The 18374-nt window shown below is 62.6% G+C and carries 16 protein-coding genes and 1 tRNA gene; 8 read left to right on the forward strand and 9 right to left on the reverse strand.

What is annotated here, in order from left to right; all coding sequences use genetic code 11:
• Positions 1-139 precede the first annotated feature (139 nt).
• The gene (locus D1Y84_RS10375; protein WP_124848436.1) at positions 140-1699 is read left to right on the forward strand and encodes a YifB family Mg chelatase-like AAA ATPase; all 1560 of its coding nucleotides are present in this window, start codon (positions 140-142) and stop codon (positions 1697-1699) included.
• Between the two features lie 25 nt (positions 1700-1724).
• Here the strand turns inward: D1Y84_RS10375 and D1Y84_RS10380 are convergent, their stop codons facing one another.
• Positions 1725-3320 carry a PAS domain-containing sensor histidine kinase gene (locus tag D1Y84_RS10380; RefSeq protein ID WP_233581334.1) on the reverse strand — a complete coding sequence of 532 codons (1596 nt, stop codon included), beginning with the start codon at positions 3318-3320 and terminating at the stop codon, positions 1725-1727.
• A 258-nt stretch (positions 3321-3578) separates the two neighbouring features.
• Between D1Y84_RS10380 and D1Y84_RS10385 the strand changes: the two genes are divergently transcribed.
• A complete protein-coding gene (locus tag D1Y84_RS10385; RefSeq protein WP_233581335.1) occupies positions 3579-4406 on the forward strand; it encodes a GAF domain-containing protein in 828 nt (275 codons plus the stop codon).
• A gap of 48 nt (positions 4407-4454) precedes the next feature.
• Here D1Y84_RS10385 and D1Y84_RS10390 read toward each other — a convergent pair whose 3' ends face one another.
• On the reverse strand, positions 4455-5696 hold the full coding sequence (locus D1Y84_RS10390; protein ID WP_148092689.1) for a hypothetical protein: 1242 nt from the start codon (positions 5694-5696) through the stop codon (positions 4455-4457).
• A gap of 303 nt (positions 5697-5999) precedes the next feature.
• On the opposite strand from D1Y84_RS10390, the gene D1Y84_RS10395 reads away from it, so the two are divergent.
• Positions 6000-6626 (forward strand): hypothetical protein, encoded by a 627-nt coding sequence (locus D1Y84_RS10395; RefSeq protein ID WP_124848439.1) that lies wholly within the window; start codon positions 6000-6002, stop codon positions 6624-6626.
• A 9-nt stretch (positions 6627-6635) separates the two neighbouring features.
• On the opposite strand, the gene D1Y84_RS10400 is transcribed toward D1Y84_RS10395, so the two are convergent.
• The gene (locus D1Y84_RS10400; protein ID WP_124848440.1) at positions 6636-8003 is read right to left on the reverse strand and encodes an alanyl-tRNA editing protein; all 1368 of its coding nucleotides are present in this window, start codon (positions 8001-8003) and stop codon (positions 6636-6638) included.
• A gap of 94 nt (positions 8004-8097) precedes the next feature.
• Here D1Y84_RS10400 and D1Y84_RS10405 point away from each other — a divergent pair, with 94 nt between their 5' ends.
• Positions 8098-8490: a YciI family protein gene (locus D1Y84_RS10405; RefSeq protein ID WP_124848441.1), complete on the forward strand. Its 393-nt coding sequence runs from the start codon at positions 8098-8100 to the stop codon at positions 8488-8490.
• Positions 8491-8515: 25 nt separating this feature from the next.
• Here D1Y84_RS10405 and D1Y84_RS10410 read toward each other — a convergent pair whose 3' ends face one another.
• From D1Y84_RS10410 to D1Y84_RS10425, 4 genes are all read right to left on the reverse strand, one after another.
• Positions 8516-9760, reverse strand: a complete 1245-nt coding sequence (locus D1Y84_RS10410) for a hypothetical protein (RefSeq protein ID WP_124848442.1) — start codon at positions 9758-9760, stop codon at positions 8516-8518.
• A gap of 80 nt (positions 9761-9840) precedes the next feature.
• On the reverse strand, positions 9841-10971 hold the full coding sequence (locus D1Y84_RS10415) for a hypothetical protein (RefSeq protein WP_124848443.1): 1131 nt from the start codon (positions 10969-10971) through the stop codon (positions 9841-9843).
• An 879-nt stretch (positions 10972-11850) separates the two neighbouring features.
• A complete protein-coding gene (gene rho / locus D1Y84_RS10420; RefSeq protein ID WP_124848444.1) occupies positions 11851-13101 on the reverse strand; it encodes a transcription termination factor Rho in 1251 nt (416 codons plus the stop codon).
• A 114-nt stretch (positions 13102-13215) separates the two neighbouring features.
• Positions 13216-13434, reverse strand: a complete 219-nt coding sequence (locus tag D1Y84_RS10425) for a DNA-directed RNA polymerase subunit omega (protein WP_124848445.1) — start codon at positions 13432-13434, stop codon at positions 13216-13218.
• Positions 13435-13933: 499 nt separating this feature from the next.
• On the opposite strand from D1Y84_RS10425, the gene D1Y84_RS10430 reads away from it, so the two are divergent.
• From D1Y84_RS10430 to D1Y84_RS10445, 4 genes are all read left to right on the forward strand, one after another.
• A tRNA-Ala gene (locus D1Y84_RS10430) sits at positions 13934-14009 on the forward strand.
• Between the two features lie 31 nt (positions 14010-14040).
• Entirely contained in the window at positions 14041-14526 is a 486-nt protein-coding gene (locus D1Y84_RS10435) for a MarR family winged helix-turn-helix transcriptional regulator (protein WP_124848446.1), read from the forward strand.
• A gap of 169 nt (positions 14527-14695) precedes the next feature.
• The gene (locus D1Y84_RS10440; RefSeq protein ID WP_124848447.1) at positions 14696-15295 is read left to right on the forward strand and encodes a YceI family protein; all 600 of its coding nucleotides are present in this window, start codon (positions 14696-14698) and stop codon (positions 15293-15295) included.
• 127 nt (positions 15296-15422) lie between these two features.
• Positions 15423-16010, forward strand: a complete 588-nt coding sequence (locus tag D1Y84_RS10445) for a superoxide dismutase family protein (protein ID WP_124848448.1) — start codon at positions 15423-15425, stop codon at positions 16008-16010.
• Positions 16011-16064: 54 nt separating this feature from the next.
• On the opposite strand, the gene D1Y84_RS10450 is transcribed toward D1Y84_RS10445, so the two are convergent.
• Positions 16065-16613, reverse strand: coding sequence for a GNAT family N-acetyltransferase (locus D1Y84_RS10450; RefSeq protein ID WP_124848449.1), 549 nt, complete (start codon positions 16611-16613; stop codon positions 16065-16067).
• A 70-nt stretch (positions 16614-16683) separates the two neighbouring features.
• The gene (locus D1Y84_RS10455; RefSeq protein WP_233581336.1) at positions 16684-18333 is read right to left on the reverse strand and encodes a S41 family peptidase; all 1650 of its coding nucleotides are present in this window, start codon (positions 18331-18333) and stop codon (positions 16684-16686) included.
• Between the last annotated feature and the right edge of the window lie 41 nt (positions 18334-18374).

The raw sequence follows: 18374 nt of genomic DNA on the forward strand, positions 1-18374 counted from the left end.
GGTCTTGCCGTGCTCAAACCGCGCAGGGAGTCTTGCCGCGCCTAAGCCCCGCGATGCCCAAGGTCACCAGCCCGCCAGCTTTCCCGCACAATCCGCCACAACCCCGGTGCTAAACTCAGCTCGCAAATCCTGAAAACCTATGCTCGCGAAAACCCTCAGCGCTGCCGTCTACGGCATCGACGCGCACCTCATCGACGTCGAGGTCGACTTCTCCGGCATCAAGCTGATGGAAGACCGCTTCTACATGGTCGGCCTGCCCGACTCCGCCGTGCGCGAGTCACGCGAGCGGGTGCGCGCCGCCATCAAGAACTCCGGTTTCCAGATCCCGCCCACATCCATCACCATCAATCTCGCACCGGCTGACCTCAAGAAGGAAGGCTCCGGCTTTGACCTCGCGATCGCGATCAGCATCCTCCACGCGTCCGGCGCGATGCAGCTCAAAAACATGCAGGATGTTCTTCTGATCGGCGAGCTCGGTCTGGACGGCATGCTGCGCCCCGTGCCCGGCATGCTGCCCATCGCGATCCTGGCGCGTGACCGCGGTATCCGCACGCTGATCGTGCCCCGCGCCAACGCGCAGGAAGCCGCTGTTGTCGCCGGCGTCTCCGTCTACCCCGCCGAGTCGCTCAACTGCGTGCGCCAGTTACTCAATGAGCACGCCAGTGGCGCCATCCAGGCAGCCCCTCTGCAGGTCGAAGCCAGGCAGCTGCTCAGCGAAGAGCAGCAGTTCCACGTCGACTTCGCCGATGTCCGTGGCCAGACAGGCTCCAAGCGCGCACTCGAGGTCGCCGCCGCCGGCGGCCACAACATCCTCATGATCGGCCCGCCCGGTTCCGGCAAGACCATGCTGGCCAAGCGCCTGCCCACCATCCTCGCGCCGCTCACCCTCGACGAAGCCCTTGAGACCACCAAAATTCACTCCGTCGCGAGCGTCCTCGCAGAGGGCGCAGGCCTGGTCACCGAGCGCCCGTTCCGCTCCCCGCACCACACCATCTCCGACGCCGGCCTCATCGGCGGCGGCGCCGTGCCGCGCCCCGGCGAAGTCTCCCTTGCGCACAATGGCGTGCTCTTCCTCGACGAGCTTCCGGAGTTCCCCCGCAACGTGCTCGAGGTCATGCGCCAGCCGCTTGAAGACGGCAATGTCGTCATCTCCCGCGCTGCCATGTCGCTCTCATTCCCCGCGCGCTTCATGCTCGCCGCCGCCATGAACCCGTGCCCCTGCGGCTATTTCAACGACAAGTCCCGCGAGTGCCACTGCACCCCGCCCATCATCCAGCGCTACGTCGCCAAGGTCTCCGGCCCGCTGCTCGACCGCATCGACATTCACATCGAAGTCCCTGCCGTGCAGTACCGCGAGCTCCGCTCCACCACCCCGGCCGAAAGCTCCCTCGCCATCCGCACCCGCGTGCTCGCCGCGCGCGAGCGCCAGCGCGCCCGCTTCACCGAGGCAAAGCAGAAAACCTACAGCAATGCGCACATGGGTTCCCGCCAGATCCGTGCCTTCTGCGCGCTGCCGCCCGAGGCCGAGCGTCTGCTTGAGCGCGCCATGCAGCAGCAGGGCCTTACCGCCCGCGCCCACGACCGCATCCTCAAAACCGCCCGCACCATCGCCGACCTCGAAGGAGCCGACCAGCTCGCCGTCCCGCATATCGCCGAGGCCATCCAGTACCGCACCCTCGACCGCTCCTACTGGAACTAACCGCCCTGCAGCCGATACCCGAGGCTCACGACCGGCTCACCGCCTCGAACGGCAGAAACAGCGTAAATACCGTACCGCTTGCAACACCACCCGCCCGCCGCTGCGAAGAGCGCACCCGCAGCCGTCCCGCGTGCCGGTGTACGATCTCCTGGCTCACCCACAAACCCAGCCCCGTTCCCGTCAGTCCCTTGGTCGTGTAAAACGCCTCGAAGATGCGCGCCAGCGTTCCCGCCGACATGCCCAGCCCGGAGTCCGCCACCGTGAACACCACGCCCTTCCGTCCGGTGCGCCAGTCATGTCCCTCCCGCGCGCGCAGGTGCAGGTGCCCCTCGCCGTCGCCGCCCATCGCATCGATGGCATTGCCCACCAGGTTGCTCAGTACCTGGCGGACCTCCCCTTCAAAGCACAGGATCGTGCGACTCTCCCGTTGGCGCCAGGCCACTGCAATCCCTGCCTCCGCTACGCGCCCCTGGTAAATCGCCACCACGCCGCCCAGCAGGTCGGCCGGCACGTTCGCCGTCGGCTTGGTCGCCTGCTTGTGGAATCGCAGCGTCTGGCTCGCAATCTGCGCCACCCTCTGCAACTCCCGATCCGCCGATACAAGCAGCCCGCGCGTTTCCTCGAACGAGTCGCTGATCGTCGCCAGGTAGATCAGGTTGGTCACCGCCTCCAGCGGATTGTTGATCTCGTGCGCAATCGACGACGCCAAACGTCCCACCGCCGCCAGCTTCTCACTCTCGATCAGCGCATCGGCCGACTTCTTGCTCGCCGTAATGTCCCGGAAGAACACCGTGATCCCGTCCGGCGCAGGCCGGCTCAGCACCTGGAACCAGCCCTCCGGTTTCGGGTAGTAGGTTTCAAACTCGCCAGCAACTCCCTGCTCCATCGAACGCGTGTACTCCAGCACAAACGGCGAACCCTCATACTGCGCATCCGGAAACGTCTCCCAAAGGTTGCGCCCGATCAGCTCGCCATACGGCGACAGCAGCCGCCTTGCATTGCTGTTCAGGTACGTAAACGTCCACTGCCGGTCCAGGCTGAACACAGCGTCCGTGGTCGCATCCAGCACCTGCTGCAGTTGCCGCTGCGTATCGTGCAACTCCTGCTGCGCCCGCACCTTTTCCGTGTTGTTCTGGTACGGGTCGTAAATGCCCGCAACCCTGCCATCCTCGAACACGGGAATCAGGTAATACGTAAACCAGCAATCCTCCGGCACCCCGTTCCGGCTCAGCGGGATCAGCATGTTCTCGCGCACCACCGTCGCACCCCGGTAAAAGCAGGCCTCCATATCCGGACCTACCAGGTGCCAGACCTCCTTGTAGACCTCGCGGTATGGCGCACCCAGTGCCTGCGGGTGCATGCCCTGCAGCGCGGCAATCGCAGCCTCGTTGTAAAGCATCACCAGGGCGTCGCCCCACGCGAGAATCGCAGGCGTGGGCGAAAACAGCATCTGGTTCACACTGGCCACCAGCGTCGGGGACCAGTGCTCAATCGCCCCGAGGGGCGTCTGCTCCCAGCGAAACTGGCGCACCATCTCCGGCATCAGGCCGGTGCCCATGATCGGGCTGGGCAACGGGGAGTTCTCGGCTTGCGGAACGGAGAAAGAGGGAAGCACGGTCACACACCTGAATTCCAGCTTGCTACACTTTTACGGGTCTGGGTCAGTAGGATGCAGAACATTCAGGTCGATACAGTCACGGCGAAAACACGGGCACCCCGCCGTCACTACCCCGTCAAACCTACCCCAAAAGTTCACTCCTTCGGGAATGTCGCCGCCCCTAAATTGCTTTAGAGTGGTCTGGCAGCGACCCGGGACACGTAAACTATGTACGGCATGGACCATTCGGTAGCAGAACTCGACGCAGTCGGTTTAGAAGTTGTGGATCTCGCGGACGAGTCCCTGATTGCCGGCAGAAAACTGCATGCGCGCAATGGCTCCACTCAGTTGCAGCGCCTCCAAAAGCTCGCCACCACCTTCGTCGAGCAGCCGGAAACCATCCTCCAGGAACTCGTCAACGCCGCCGTCTATCTCTGTGGCGCCGACAGTGCCGGCATCTCCATCGAGCGCGAAGACGGAACCCAACAGCACCACTACCAGTGGGTTGCCACCGCAGGTGAGTACAGCCGGTTCCTTGACGCGATGCTTCCCCGGTCTCCCAGCGCCTGCACCGTGTGTCTCGAGCGCAACCGCCCGCAACTGTTCCGCGTCGACCACCGCTTCTTCGACATCCTCGGCGTCGAAGCCGCGCCCGTCACCGACGGCATCCTTCTGCCCTGGCAGGCAGAGGAGATGCGCGGCACCATCTTCATCATTTCCCATAGCCACGCGGAAGCCTTCGACAGCGAGGACCTTCGCCTCATGCAGATCCTCGCGAACTTTGCCTCCATGGGCATTCGGCAGCAGCGCCAGCAGCAGAAGCTCATCGCTCACGCGCGCGCCAGCGCCGCCGCCGCCATGGCCAACGACCTGGCTCACCAGATCAACAATCCCCTTCAGTGCCTTACCAATGTTCTCTTCCTGGCCCGCCAGGCGAGCGGCATCGGCGACGAGCGCTCACTCGCCCTTCGCCTCGAAACCGACTTCAATCGCCTCTCCATTCTGGTCAAATCCCTGCTCGAGCTCCCTAAGCGCACCGCCGCCCTCAGCGGCGACGGCTTTGCCTGCTTGCCCGGCATCGCCCAGACCGAACAAGCCGCACACCGGTAATCTGCTCGTAACTCGCGCACGCCAACCGGCCGGCAACTCGGGCCACGCTCAAGCTGCCTGCGCCACCGCCTGCTGAAAGCGCGCAATCGCCCGCAGCCATCCCTCCAGCCGCCTGGTATCGGCGACCAGCGCATCAACCTTGATCGTCTTCCCATCGATATTGACAACCTGCGCATTGCCGGCCGGTGGGATTCTCACAGACGCTCCCGGAATAAGCGCTGCGACCTCCGCTAAGTATTGGCGGGCCTGCTCGACCAATCCCTTTTCTCTTGCGCGTACCGACAGGTAATCGAACCACACCTCGCCAGAACTCACGATGGTGCCAAGATTCCAACCCCTGATGTCATCTCCATACCAGCGGAGAATAATCGACTTCGCTCCAAACTCAGGATCCACATCCGCTGCGGGGAGTTTGTCGATCATCGCGTTCAGGTTTGTTCCTATACCCGGGAACACATGCTCGACACCCTCAAGGTAATGCTGCTTCGTGATCGGCATCTTCCGCGTAGAGGTTGCCGTCGACGTACTTAGCGCGCTCGGTGAACTTATCTCGATGCGGGCATCATGAATCGTGACAATGCCGCGATCGATGTTCGTAGTTCTGGCGAACACACGCGGTTGCACCACGTAACCTCCTGTCGTGAGTCGGAACAACGCGATCTCTACAAGGCCAAGCGTGAAGTGCAGCCCGGCGTGCTGCTGCAGAAACTCGCTCATGCCGCGAACCCCCTCCTGGATGCCGTCGCCCACAATCAGCAGCAGAAATCGCCCTAGCCGAAGGTTGCGCGAAACGCGATCTACAAATTCTGCTTCTTCTATCTCACCTACAGCCGAAACGCGCTCGTAGAGACTGTTTCGACCACTCTCCTGCAGGGCCCCGACATAAGTTGAGCGGCTAATCGCTTCTTCCAGGTCGATGTATGACCACTTGGAAACCTGTGTGGCGTAGTCAATGATCTGCGCGACAACTTTGCGGCGCGCCTCGTAATTCCGCCATAACTTGCATTCCACCAGCACTATGTCGCCACCGGGTGTCACGAGCACGTTGTCCAGTGATCCTCCCTTCACAGGAAGTTCCATGCAGATTGGCACCAGGTCCGCAAACCCCTCTTCGATCTGCCCAGCCGGCAATAGGCTGGGCTGTTGCATGATCAACCGTTGAAGCCACGCTTCGTTATACGCGGCATTCTCTCCAGCACCCCTTTCGAATGGGACCCGGGTGAGCCCAACAGCCGGCGAACCGAGTGCGTCGATGAGAAAAGTCTGCCCGTACTGCGATTGATTTGACATAGTGCTGAGCATAAATTGAAGTTAGGAGTGAGTAGGCTAGATGGTACCCATAAAGTGTTACTTGCGTGATCGCGCCAGGATATAGCGGCACTCTTAGCTGGACGGATGATCCATTAGTCTTGCGTAGTCGGACAGGCCTACAGGGAGCGTATGGGTAGACCAGCCAAGTTTAGAAAGTGGGTCGAAGGTCCGGTCGACTGCACAGGGGAGCACTTCAAGCTGCGTCACAATTCCCCGGACATCGCATCGGAGAACAATCCTGTAGTCGTGCTTGTAGGTGCTCCTGTGCGAGGCATAGTCAACGTGCAGGTGGTGCTGGCCCATGACCACCCGGATCGAGATGCGATCGTTCAAGAGGTTCTTCGGGAACTGAACTATTACCTCGTTGAACTTCAGGAACAAAACCCGTGGGGATACGCTCAGTATCACTGCAGCACCGCCTCAAACGTGTACAGCAGCGTGCACTGGTCCTTCTTCAAGGCCGGGATTGCTAAGTCCACCGCCCTGCTCGACCGGTTAAGAGGTGCGACTATCCTCGAGGTCGGCGGGGAAGGCGGCACCATTTCGCTGCTTGGAAACCGGGACAAAGCCGGAGGTTGGTGGCTCTTCTGGCTGAGCATCGATGAGACGGCCCTGCTTGAAGATCTTCCCGAGAAGGTCACGACACGCTTCAGCAAGGCCGCCGCAACTCCCTCGCTCGCCCATCTTGACAAGCGAGACCTCACCGAGGGCATGACGCGCTCCATCTCGGAAGCCATGCTCCTGCTCGATCGATATCCTTGGACGAGGCTAACGCCGCTTCAAGTCCGCTCCGAGTTCCATGCGTTCCTCCTGGACGAGGTCTGGCAGCGAGGCGGCCCCGCAGAAGCAGACCGCTGGACTCAGTACCTGCAGGACCGTACCCCACAAGTCCTGCGCCCAATGCTCTGAGGCCAATCTTTACCCACCCACCAGCCGCATCCGCAAAGCCTCGGCCACATCTGCCACCATCTCGCCGGAAACCTGCGTCTGCGCAAGCTCCGCCGTGCCGCCGCCACGCAACCCCAGCGGTGTCAGCACCGCGCGCAACAACTCGCCACAGTGCCAGGCCAACGCCTCTTCCTGCTCAGGCACGCGCGCGCTCCCAGCCCTCCGGCCCGACGCAGCCGCATCCGCTCCTGCACCCAGTCCCGCTCGACCCGCCACCGCACCGGACACAAGGTTCGACGCCACCACCAGCGTCGCAGGCTCCTCCGCCGTCGACACCAGCACCGCCACCGTGTGTGGCACCGCCTGCATCAGCCGCATCGCGAGCAGCTTTACATACTCCGCATCGCGATCCGCAAAGCTCCGGCACACCAGCCTTAAACCGTCCTCGATCCGCTCTTCCACCGCGAGCTGCACCGCGTGCCGCGTCGTCACATCCTCGCGCAGCCTCTGCCGTTCTTTCGACAGCGCCTTGTTCTCTGCCTGCAGCCGCCGTACCGCTTCCTTGACGCCCAGGCTCCCCACCGACAGCGCCCCGGCCGCGGCCTCCAGCTCCTGCTGGTCCGCCCGCGCCGCGCGCACCGCGCGCAGCCCGCACACAAAGTGCAGCCGCACCGCCTTCTTCACGCGCTCCACCCCGCGCAGCAGCAGCCCACCGATCTCGCCCAGGGCGCGTACATGGGTTCCACCGCAGGCGTTCAGGTCCACCCCGGCCATCTCTATCAGGCGAATCTCCCCCTCGCGCGGCGGCAGCTTGCGCACCGCGCCGCTCTCCAGCAAATGCTGTGCCTCACCCTGGCTCACCACCCGGTTGCTCACGGGCAGGTCGCTTGCAATCAGCCGGTTCACCCGCTCTTCCACCGCTGCCAGCTCGCCTGCGAGCGCTTCCGGCGTCTCGCTCGCCACGTCGATCGTCGCGTCCTGCTCACCCAGGTGGAAGCTCACCGTCTGCAGTCCCCAGCCCTCCCACAGCACTGCCGACAACAAATGCTGCCCCGAGTGCTGCTGCATATGGTCCAGCCGGCGCGGCCAGTCCACTGACCCCTCGACTTCGGTGCCCGTCAGCACCGGCTTGCTTGTGGTGTGCCACACCTCGCCCGCGTCGTCCTCGCTCACGTCTTCCACCGTGAGCGCCAGCTCCGCACCTGAGCGGGCCCGGGCCCGCAGCGTCCCGCGGTCGCTTGGCTGCCCTCCACCCATCGGGTAAAACGCCGTCCGGTCCAGCGCGATCTGCCACACCTGCACGCCGTCCTTGCGGGCGTACTCGCGTATATCCGTTACGCGGGCGCGAAACTCAAGCAGCCCGGAATCCTCTAGGTAAAGGCGTGTTGCAATCGGCATGGTCTCGCCAGTGTACTGACTTCGTCCCGACGTTTGCACGCCTCCGCACCCGCGTCCCGGTGACTGAGGTATCCTCGGCAGGGAAGGGGTGCCCGTGCCAGAAGAGATTCTCCCAACCGACCAGACCGGCCCCACGCCGGACTCCAGGCCCGCCAATATCCCGCGCAACCTCAAGCCCTACTTCCTTTGCTTCCTCGTCAAGGGCCCCAAATGGGATGAGCCCGAAGGCGCCGAAACCCTCATGCCCGCCCAGCTCGCCTTCCTGCGCGACCAGATCGAGTGGCGCCGCTACAAGCTCGCCGGTCCAGTCACCGCCGCAGGCGACATCGTCGGGTTCTCCATCCTCGAAGCCGCTGATGCCGCGGCCGCCCTCGCTCTCGCCAACCAGGACCCGGCCGTCCTCGCGGGTCGCGTCAACGCCCAGATCCTGCCCGCGATCCTGCCCTCGCTCGACACCCTCAAGATCGAGTTCCCCACCCGCCGCTAGTCGCGGGTGAGGGAGCTCGCTCCCGCTAGTACTGCGCCGTGCCCACCACCAGGTTCGCCGCCGGCTCCGGGTCGATCGACAGGAAGTACAGCACGCCTCCCGAAGGCTTCGAGCCAAACACGCCCACCAGCTCCGTCACTGCGCCTGCCGCCGTGCCCGTGCCCTGCGAGTACAGAAACACGTTCGTCCCGCCCAGGCCCGTGCAGCCGATACACAGGTAGGGCGTCCCTGAAAATCCATCCGGCTCACCCGTCGCCAGCGCTCCCGTGTGCACCGTGGCCGTGCCCGTCATCCCCGTCACGTTGAACGCCATCGACCCGGCCCCCGGCGTGAACCGGTCCTCGCCCGCCACCTCGTCGAAAAACTGCGTGCTCGCCGACAGCACCGGGTAAGCCTCCGCGCTCGGTGCCGACGCCTGGAAGAAGCTGCCCGCCATCGAGATCTCCCCGCTGCCCGTCACCCCGCCTGTCGGGATCAGGCTGCTGTTCTGCAGCACCACCCCCGCTTGCCCCGGCGGCACAAAAAAGTCGAACCCCAGCTTCACCGGCTGGTTCTCGGCGTCCAGGCTCGCCAGTTGCATCGAGCCCCGGCCGGTCGCATCGATCTGGTACGTCCCCTGCAGCCCGTTGCCCGGCAGGTTGTACCCCGACACGCTCTTCAAAAACAGCTGCCCGTTGCTGATCCCGCCCTTGCCATCCGCGAAAAAGGTGCCAATCGCTGCCGCACCCGTCGGGACGCCTGCCGCGCCCGGCGTCTGTCCGCGAAACAGGAACGAGTACTCTCCCGTGAACGCGCTGTTCGGGCTCACACTCTGCCCCGCAGCCGCGACCAGCAGGTTGAGCTGCCCGGTCCCGAGCGCGGCCAGCGGCAGCGGGTGGTAAAAGTTCAGTGCCGGCAGCTCCACCGACTCGAACGTGGCATCCACCGCCTGCGTCAGCTGGATCGCCAGCACCTCGGCTATCGTCGGCGCCGGGATCGCGATCGAAACCCTGTGATTCAGCGACACGCCCTCTGCCGTAAACAGGTCCACCGGCGGCTGCGAAACGCTGACCCGCGGCCCACTCGCCGTCACCACAAAGTGCGTGCCATCCGCAACGGTGAGCGGCACCATGGCCGTCACCGTCAGTGGCTGCCCCACCACCGCCGGCAGCGGCGAGGCCGCAACCGAATACGTCGAGGACTGCGCCTCGACCCGCGCGCCCGGCCCGCAAAGCAGCACCACAATCCCACCTGCCGCCAACCCGTACACACCACATTTCCTGCTGATCATGCCACCCACCCTCGCGTCCACTCTGCCGATTGTTGGCGTTCCACTTGCCCTGTTGCTCGATGCCCGCACGCGCGGGCCCATTACTGGTTCGCCGTGGCCGTGCCTTCAATCAGCGGGTTGGCCGTGTGTGGCGACAGCGACAGGAACAGGAAACCCTGCTGCGCCGTCTCGTAGATCGCATACTCGATCACCGGCTGGCCGGGCGAGGCCAGCGTCATGGTGGCGCGTCCCGTGGTCGCGTCCACCGGCGTATACGTGCCCGCAACCCCCGCATAGTCCGCCGCGGTCCCATTCACGAGCAGCTTGCCCGCGCTCTGGAGCGTGCCGTTCGCGCTGAAGCGAAACTGCCCCGCCGTCGACAGCGGAAACCACTGCGGAAACGCCTCTCCATCCGCGGTGAACTGGTACGACGCTCCAAGGCTGGGCCCAAAGCCGGGGTTCACCGCTGTGGCACTCTGCAGCGTGCCGCTCTGGTTCACCAGTGTGCCGCTCCCCGCAAACGCGCTGCCCTTGGCCGAAACCAGCGTCGCCACCGCCACGTTGCCCGCGGCCTGCGGCACCGGCACATATAGGGTGAAGCTCATGTTTCCCCTCGGCCCTTGCAGCGTCACACTACCTGTGCCATCGGCCCCCAGCTGGTAGCTGCCCGTCAGGGGCGCCGCAGTCTCCGTCCCGGCAGCGCCGTTCTGATCCATCACGCCCGCTGTGATGTGGCCTTGCCCATCCGCGGTAAAGCTTCCCGCCATTGCGGAGGCCGAGGCCTGCGAAGGGTCGCCCACCGTCGGCGTGGTGAGCAGGAACGCATACTGTCCCTGCAGCGCCGCGTTGCGGTTCGCTCCCGGCGCCGCGATCGTGAGGGCTTCCTGCACGTTCAGGTACTGTGTGCCGCCATTGGCGGCGCTCACGTAAAGCAGGTATGTCCCGGCCGGCGCGCGGCCCAGCACGCAACTGGCACCGCCATTGCTCTGCAACAGCTTGCACTGCCCCACCAGCGTGGTGGCGGCCAGGGGCTGCGCCGGGTTATACGTGGTCAACTGCACAAGCACAGCCTGCCCGTTCGGCACGTTGGGCGAGCGCTCTGACAGCGTGAACGGTTCCGTGCTCACCACCGTTGCAGGCGAAAACACAACATACTGGTTGTCGCCGGGGTTGCCCTGCGCGAAGGCGCAAGCGGCCCCGCCAAGCAGCAGCGCCAGGCTTGCGGGTTTCACGAGGGTCTTTAAGAGGGAGGCTGGAGCAGAAAACATCGGCACACCTTGCTGAACGTGAGGTCGGGTACAGCTCGATCCGGAAAGCCTGACGCCATCGCATCTGCCCGCGCATTCCGAGCCGATGCCGCAAGCCCATGCAACTTACAAAAGGGACACTATCATGGTGCGGCCGAAAAGGTTACCCATTTGTGTTACTTCGTTGCCCCGCCACAATCCACCTCACTGCCGTCCAACCCGCCCCATCCAGCCCCTCACCCGCCTTCCCAACAAAACCGGGTGCCCTGTGTCTCGCACCTGGAACGTGGAAATCATCCCAACCTACCCACTTCTCCAAACGGGCACTTGTCCCGAAGAGACCGCCAGCCGCGCAGGCGGTCTTGCCGTCCTGCTGCCCGCTCAGATCTCAGCTATTCCAACGCCACCGCCGGCCACTTCCAGGTCACTTTCCCGAACCGGAAATCCATGCCATCAAAAAGTCCAGCCGATCGACAATCTCCCCAGTACCCACTCTGAAGCGCCACAGGGCCCTGCCGAAGCCCGAAAAGGCTCTCCGGTACCGGCAGCGCACACGATACCAGTCCAGGCGCTAATTCTGCGCCAGGTATAAATATGCATACCGCAAAATCACTACTTCACTATCTGCGCGTTATTCCGTGCATACTTATGCACCGATCGCAAAATCACTGCATATTTATAAATTCGCATTTTCACCATGCACGCAAAATGCACGCCAAAAAAACCCTGAAACCGTCTCCGAACGCGTCTCTGATCGCGTTCCGCGGCACCCACGTCGTTGACCCTCCAGCGCCCCTTTTCCGGGCAGCAAAAAGGGGCAGAGCGCCTGGCGCTCTGCCCCCGTCCTGTAACTTCACCTGACCGCTACAACGAGCTCATGTTATGCAAAAACTCGGCGTTGTTACGCGTCTTCCCGAGCTTGTCCACCAGCAGTTCCATCGCCTCGGTCGGCGACAGCGGGTTCAGCACCTTGCGCAGCACCCACACCCGGCTCAGGTCTTCCTTGGTGATCAGCAGCTCTTCCTTGCGCGTGCCCGAGCGCTGAATATCGATGGCTGGGAACACCCGCTTGTCGATCAGCTTGCGGTCCAGGATCACTTCCATGTTGCCCGTGCCCTTGAACTCTTCAAAGATCACTTCGTCCATGCGCGAGCCGGTATCCACGAGCGCCGTCGCAATGATCGTCAGCGAGCCGCCTTCCTCGATGTTGCGGGCCGCGCCGAAGAACCGCTTCGGGCGCTGCAGCGCATTCGAGTCCACACCACCCGACAGCACCTTGCCCGACGGCGGGACGATCGTGTTGTAGGCGCGCGCCAGTCGCGTGATCGAGTCCAGCAGGATCACCACGTCGCGCTTGTGCTCCACCAGCCGCTTCGCCTTTTCGATCACCATCTCGGCAACCTGCACGTGGCGCGCCGCGGGCTCGTCAAACGTGGACGAGATGACTTCGCCCTTCACCGACCGCTGCATGTCCGTGACTTCTTCCGGCCGCTCATCGATCAGCAGCACGATCAGCGCAACTTCCGGGTGGTTCGACGTCACGGAGTTCGCAATCGCCTGCAGCAGCATCGTCTTGCCGGTGCGTGGCGGCGCCACGATCAGCCCGCGCTGCCCCTTGCCGATCGGCGTCAGCATGTCCATCACGCGGCCCGAAATTGACTCGCGCACCGTCTCCATCTTGATCCGCTCCTGCGGATACAAGGGAGTCAGGTTGTCGAACAGGATCTTGTTGCGTGTCTCTTCCGGCGACTCGAAGTTGATCGCCTCGATCTTGACCAGTGCAAAATACTTCTCGCCCTCATGCGGGGGGCGTACGTTGCCCGAGATCGTGTCGCCGGTCTTCAGGTCGAACTTGCGGATCTGCGAAGGCGAAACGTAAATATCATCCGGGCCGGGCAGGTAGTTGTAGTCAGGCGAACGCAGAAATCCATAGCCGTCCGGCAGAATTTCGAGGACCCCTTCGGCAAAAATATTGCCTTCTTTTTCGCTCTGCGCCTGCAGAATCTTGAAGATCAGGTCCTGCTTGCGAAGACCGCTGGCACCGGGAATGTCGAGCGAGCGCGCAATGCGGCTCAACTCCGTGATGTTCTTTTCTTTCAGTTCAAGGATGGTCATTGTCACCTGGGCAGTACTGGGAAGGGGGTAAACGGGGCGCGCCGGAAGAAAACACAGGCTATCGCAGGAAGGGGGCAGTGCAGGAAGGGAGAGGAGAGGTGGTACAGGCCGCGCTTAAGCTGCGCGGCGCTGCTGGTCGTCTTGTTCCGCCAGAGAGGTCAACTTCTCCGACGCGGGGTTCTCTTCATGGAAGCGTAACAGGACTTCGTTGGTTGTGTCCTGCAAACGGGTGTTCGGCTTGTGCAGCTTGCGGGTGGCCTTGGAGGCTAGCTGACAGAGCTGATAGCGGTTTTCAAGGTGGGCCAATGCCCCAAAAATCAGATCAGAGCGCATGCTCAAAAACTCCTCGATAAATTCATCCGGACCGGCGCCTGCCTATCCACATGCACGGCAACGCAGAAGCGCGAATGTTGGCGACTACAGTGCGAGCTGCTCTACTTTGCGCGATAACTGGACTACTGCTTGTTAGACGCGAATTTAGCAAAGCCGACGCGCGCTTGTGTCACCGTTTTGAGCTGGTGGTATGACCCTGGTGTACTGCCCTCCCCGCCGCTTCATAAAACTAGAAGAAGAGCCTGAAAGAAGGGTAGGAACAGTGGCGCGCGAGCAAAACCACAAGCTGCATCGCCAAGGTAGCGCTATCGAAATGGCAGGTCAACACCTTTTTTCATAGATTTTGGCCGCCGCTCTATGGAAAAGAAGAAATGTGCCGCATAACGTACCCGCATCGCCGTATGAATCTGCACCGGGCGCAGGGCAATTTGGCTTCAGCGCAACCTCCTGCTACTATCAAATTCGTTCCCATCGGTGCACCCGCACCCGCGTGGTTGATGGGGCTGTAGCTCAGTTGGGAGAGCGCCTCGTTCGCAACGAGGAGGTCAGCGGTTCGATCCCGCTCAGCTCCACCATCATCACCTTCCCCGGACAAGGCACATCCATATGGGCAGCCTCCAAGACGAGCTCAGGCAGAGCAAGCCCTTTCAAAGCCTGCGTCAGGAGCTTGTGCTCCAGATTGCCCGGACGTCTGCTGTGTTAATGCACGCCTGGGAGCAGTCCCTCCGCCTGTACGGCATTACCCTCACCCAGTACAACGTGCTGCGTATTCTCCGAGGCGCAGGCAATACGGGTCTGTCCCGGAACGACGTGGCCGACCGGCTGGTAACACAGGTTCCGGATGTTTCCCGACTCCTTGAACGCATGGTCCGCTCCGGCCTGGTGCTGCGAGTGCGCGACACGGTGGACCGCCGCATGGTGACTGCAACGATCACCGAGCGTGGCATGGCCATCCTTGCCGAACTGGATACTCCGTCTTATCTCGTGGCGGATGAGCGACTGGCCCACATGCCTGATGCAGATGTCCAGACGTTGATCCGCCTGCTTGAGGTCGCTCGTACCTCCGCGCACTGCCCCGCCGCCAAGCGGTGACCCGATGCTGTCGCCGCTTTTCCTCAATGACGATGCTGTGCGCCTCTGCTTAGAATCCTGCGTGTGTTCGGCAGCATCAAAAGCGCGTTATAACATGCAGTCAGCCCTTGCTTTCTGCTGCGCAGAGGCGTCGCTGCTTGGAACAAACCTAAATCTGCAGGAGATCCACATGACCCTTCGCCACACCGCCACCCTGCTCCTGGCTCCAATCGCCATGATCGCCATGGGGGCTCACGCCCAGTCTGCTGCCTACAAGATCGACAAGGCACACTCCGAAGCCGATTTCTCGATCCGCCACATGGCGATCTCGAACGTGCATGGACGCTTCGGCAACATCGAAGGCGCCATCGTCTATGACCCCTCGGATGTGACCAAGTCCACAGTGGAAGCCAAGATCGATATCAGCACCGTAGACACGGGTGTCGCGCAGCGCGATACGCACCTCAAGTCTGCTGATTTTTTCGACGTGGCCAAGTACCCCTCCATGACCTTCAAGAGCACATCGGTGAAGAAGGATGGTGATGGGTTTGACGTGGATGGCAACCTGACTCTCCACGGCGTCACCAAGATGGTCACACTCAAGGTCGATGCACCCAGCAAGGAGCAGCTCGGCATGGACGGAAAGACGCATGCACGCGGCTTTGAAGCGACCGCCACGCTCAACCGCAAGGACTTTGGCTTGAACTGGAACGGCACCCTCAAGTCCGGCGATGCCGCCCTGGGTGATGACGTGAAAATCTCGATCAGCATCGAGGCTGGCCGGGAATAAGCGCCCCAGCAATCCGGGGGAGCGAGCCTATCGATCAGCCGCCGGGGCAGCAATCTGCTCCGGTCGGCTTGTCTGTGCATCTCAGCTCGGGAAAGCGGGAGCACAGATGCTCGCCGAGGAGAATGACATGAAAATTGCGATGGCAGGGCTGCTGGTGCTGGTCGGCACAGGGATCGCACACGCACAGCAGACGCCTAAAAGCGTCACGGTACAGATGGAAACAACCGATGGCAGGGATGCCGGTAAAGCGACCCTGATCGGCAGCAAGAACGAGGTCAAGGTCCAGGTGGACTTCAAGAACCTCAACCCCGGCGTGCATGCCATCCATATTCACCAATTCGCCAAGTGCGACACGCCCGACTTCAAGTCGGCTGGTCCGCACTTCAACCCGACCGGCAAGCAGCACGGCATTGACAATGCCATGGGCCACCACGCGGGTGACCTGCCCCTCAACCTGAACGTCGGGGACGATGGCATGGTCAAGAAGGACTTCACCACCAAAGACATCACGCTTGATCCGCATGCCGCAAACTCGGTGTTTGCCAATGGCGGCACCTCGCTGATGGTTCACATGGGCGCGGACGATATGAAGTCAGACCCGGCAGGAAACGCAGGCGCCCGCGAGGCGTGCGGCGTGATCAGTATCGCCAACAGCTCGACCAAGGATGAGAGCGGGCACCAGCACGGTGGCAAGGGAACGGCCAGCAACCATTAGGCGTGGGCGAGGGCGGCTGTGGGCTTCTCAGCCACGGCCGTTTATGCCACTTACTTACCTGCGCGTCACCATGCCGGAGGGTGCTTCACCCTCCCGGCCAACTGGTGCATCCGTGCCGGCGGATACCTGTTCCATGAGCGGCTTGGACATCAGCACAAACGAGCAGGGAAGCTTCACTGGCATCTCGTCCGCGGGGAATGGCGCCGAGCCCGTGACCTGGTAGCCGAATTTGGCATAAATGGGCGGCAGTTCTGTGCGCAGGTTGACCACGGATAGATCCATGAAGTGGCATCCCATCTCGCGGCAGAACTCTTCTCCCGCGGCCATGATGCGCGCGGCAATGCCTTGTCGCTGGTGTGCCGGCGACACAGACAGCATGCCCACATACCCTCGTTCGCCACGCACTTCGAGGTAGACACAGGCCACCAGGTCGGTGGCGTTTTCAAACAGCAGGAAGCGGCCACGCGCAAGCAGGCCGCGGATCTCCCCCTCGTGGGTGCGCTCGCCGATCTTGAAAAACTTCTCCACCTGGTAGGCGACGTTGACCAGAGACGTGATGGCGGCGACGTCAGACTCCATGGCGAAACGAAACTCTGATTCCATCTGCTGCACTCCCGCAGGAAAACAGAAAGGCCGGGCATAGCCCGACCCTTCTGCCTGCAATCTGTCCGACCTACATTGTGGAGGGTAGGTTGCTGTGCGCCGCCTGCTTGGCTGCCGCCGCCTGCTCGGCTGCCTGCTCCAGTTGCGCTGCCTGGTTCATCACGGAAACCGCTTTCTTGATCTCCGGGTCGTACTGGGCGCGTGCCCGGGCGCCATCTTCCTCGGTGTAAGCGGTGTTCAGCAGTTCGGCAAGGATGCTGGCCTTGACCCAGTCCAGTACCGGGTTCAGTTCCGCATCCGTGTACGCCACGTTCCGCTCGTGCAGGAACTGCTTGAACTCATCCACCATCGCCGGCGTGACCTGCGCATCCTTGGCTACCTGGTGCTTAGCCAGGTAGCGCTGCGCGAAGTCGAAGAAGGTATAGTGCGCCAGCAAGACGCGCTGGACATGCACCGGCTTCGGCTCTTCAAATGGAACATCCGGTGCGATGCCATCGCCGCCGTACTCGGTTCGTCCCGAGTCGGTCTGCTTGACCTCGCGATCCTTTTGATCCTGCGGCTTGCCGTGGTTGGAGTAGTAGTCGTACAGCGAAACGCCTTCGTAGTTGCGCTGAATCAACCGGCCGCTGGGCGTGTAGTAGTGGTAGGTCGTCAGCGTAAGGCCGGTGTTCTCGCTTAACTGGTACACGGTCTGCACCAGGCCCTTGCCGAAGGTGGTCGTACCCAGGATCAGTCCACGATCATGGTCCTGCAGCGCGCCTGAAATGATCTCAGCCGCTGAAGCCGTTCCATGGTTGGTCAACACGACAATCGGATAGTTCTTGCCGCCATTGCCGTGGTTTGCCCGGTAAAGCTGCTCCGGGTAAGCACGGCCCCGCTGCGAGACGATCGTCTGCCCGCGCTGCAGGAACTGGTCGCATACCGCCACGGCCTGGTTCAGCAGGCCGCCCGGGTTGTCTCGCAGGTCGAGCACCAGTCCCTTGACGTCACCAAAGCTGTCGAGCGCATCGGAAACCTCTTTGCCGGTGGTCTCCTGGACAGCCTTGATGTGGATATAGCCCAGGCCGGGCTGGATCTGGTAGGCCAGATCGACCGAGTTGTTCGGGATCTCGGCGCGAACCAGGTCGAAGCTCAGGGTCTCTGCATTGCCGGGCGTAGCGCCGGCGCGCGCCACCGTCACCTTGACATGGGTGCCCTTGTCGCCCTTGAGCAGCCCGACAACGTCATCCGAGTTCAACCCGTCCGTGGTCTTGTCATCCACAGCCGTGATGATGTCGCCCGGGTGGATGCCCGCTTTATAGGAGGGAGTGCCGGCGAAGGGTTTGAGCACCACAGTCCGCTGCTTGTCCCCGATCAGCTGCGGCTGGATCATCATGCCGACGCCGTAATACCGGCCGCGCTGCTCCTCAAGGAGCTTGCTGTACGACTTGGGATCGAAGAAGTTGGAGTGCGGATCAAGCGTGCGCAGCATCGCGGGGATGGCGCCGTCATAGATTGCATCGCTCGGCTTGTCGCCCGTAAACGGATCTGCGTAGTTTTCGCTGACCGTGCTGTACACCGCGGCAAACTGCTTGAGCGAATCGCGGAAGTCCCCGTCGCCGTTGCCACCCTGTGCGTGCATGCTGCGGCTGGCGACGATGCCGCCGAAGCCGCACGCCGTGAAGAAAAGAACGAGAGAAAACGCGGTACGGCGGGTGCCCGGGGTCATTTGTAGAGACATAGATGTATCGACGAGGCCTCTTCTACGTCACTGCAGTATAT

This window comes from Acidipila sp. EB88, assembly GCF_003858395.1.
In the GTDB taxonomy this organism is placed as follows: domain Bacteria; phylum Acidobacteriota; class Terriglobia; order Terriglobales; family Acidobacteriaceae; genus EB88.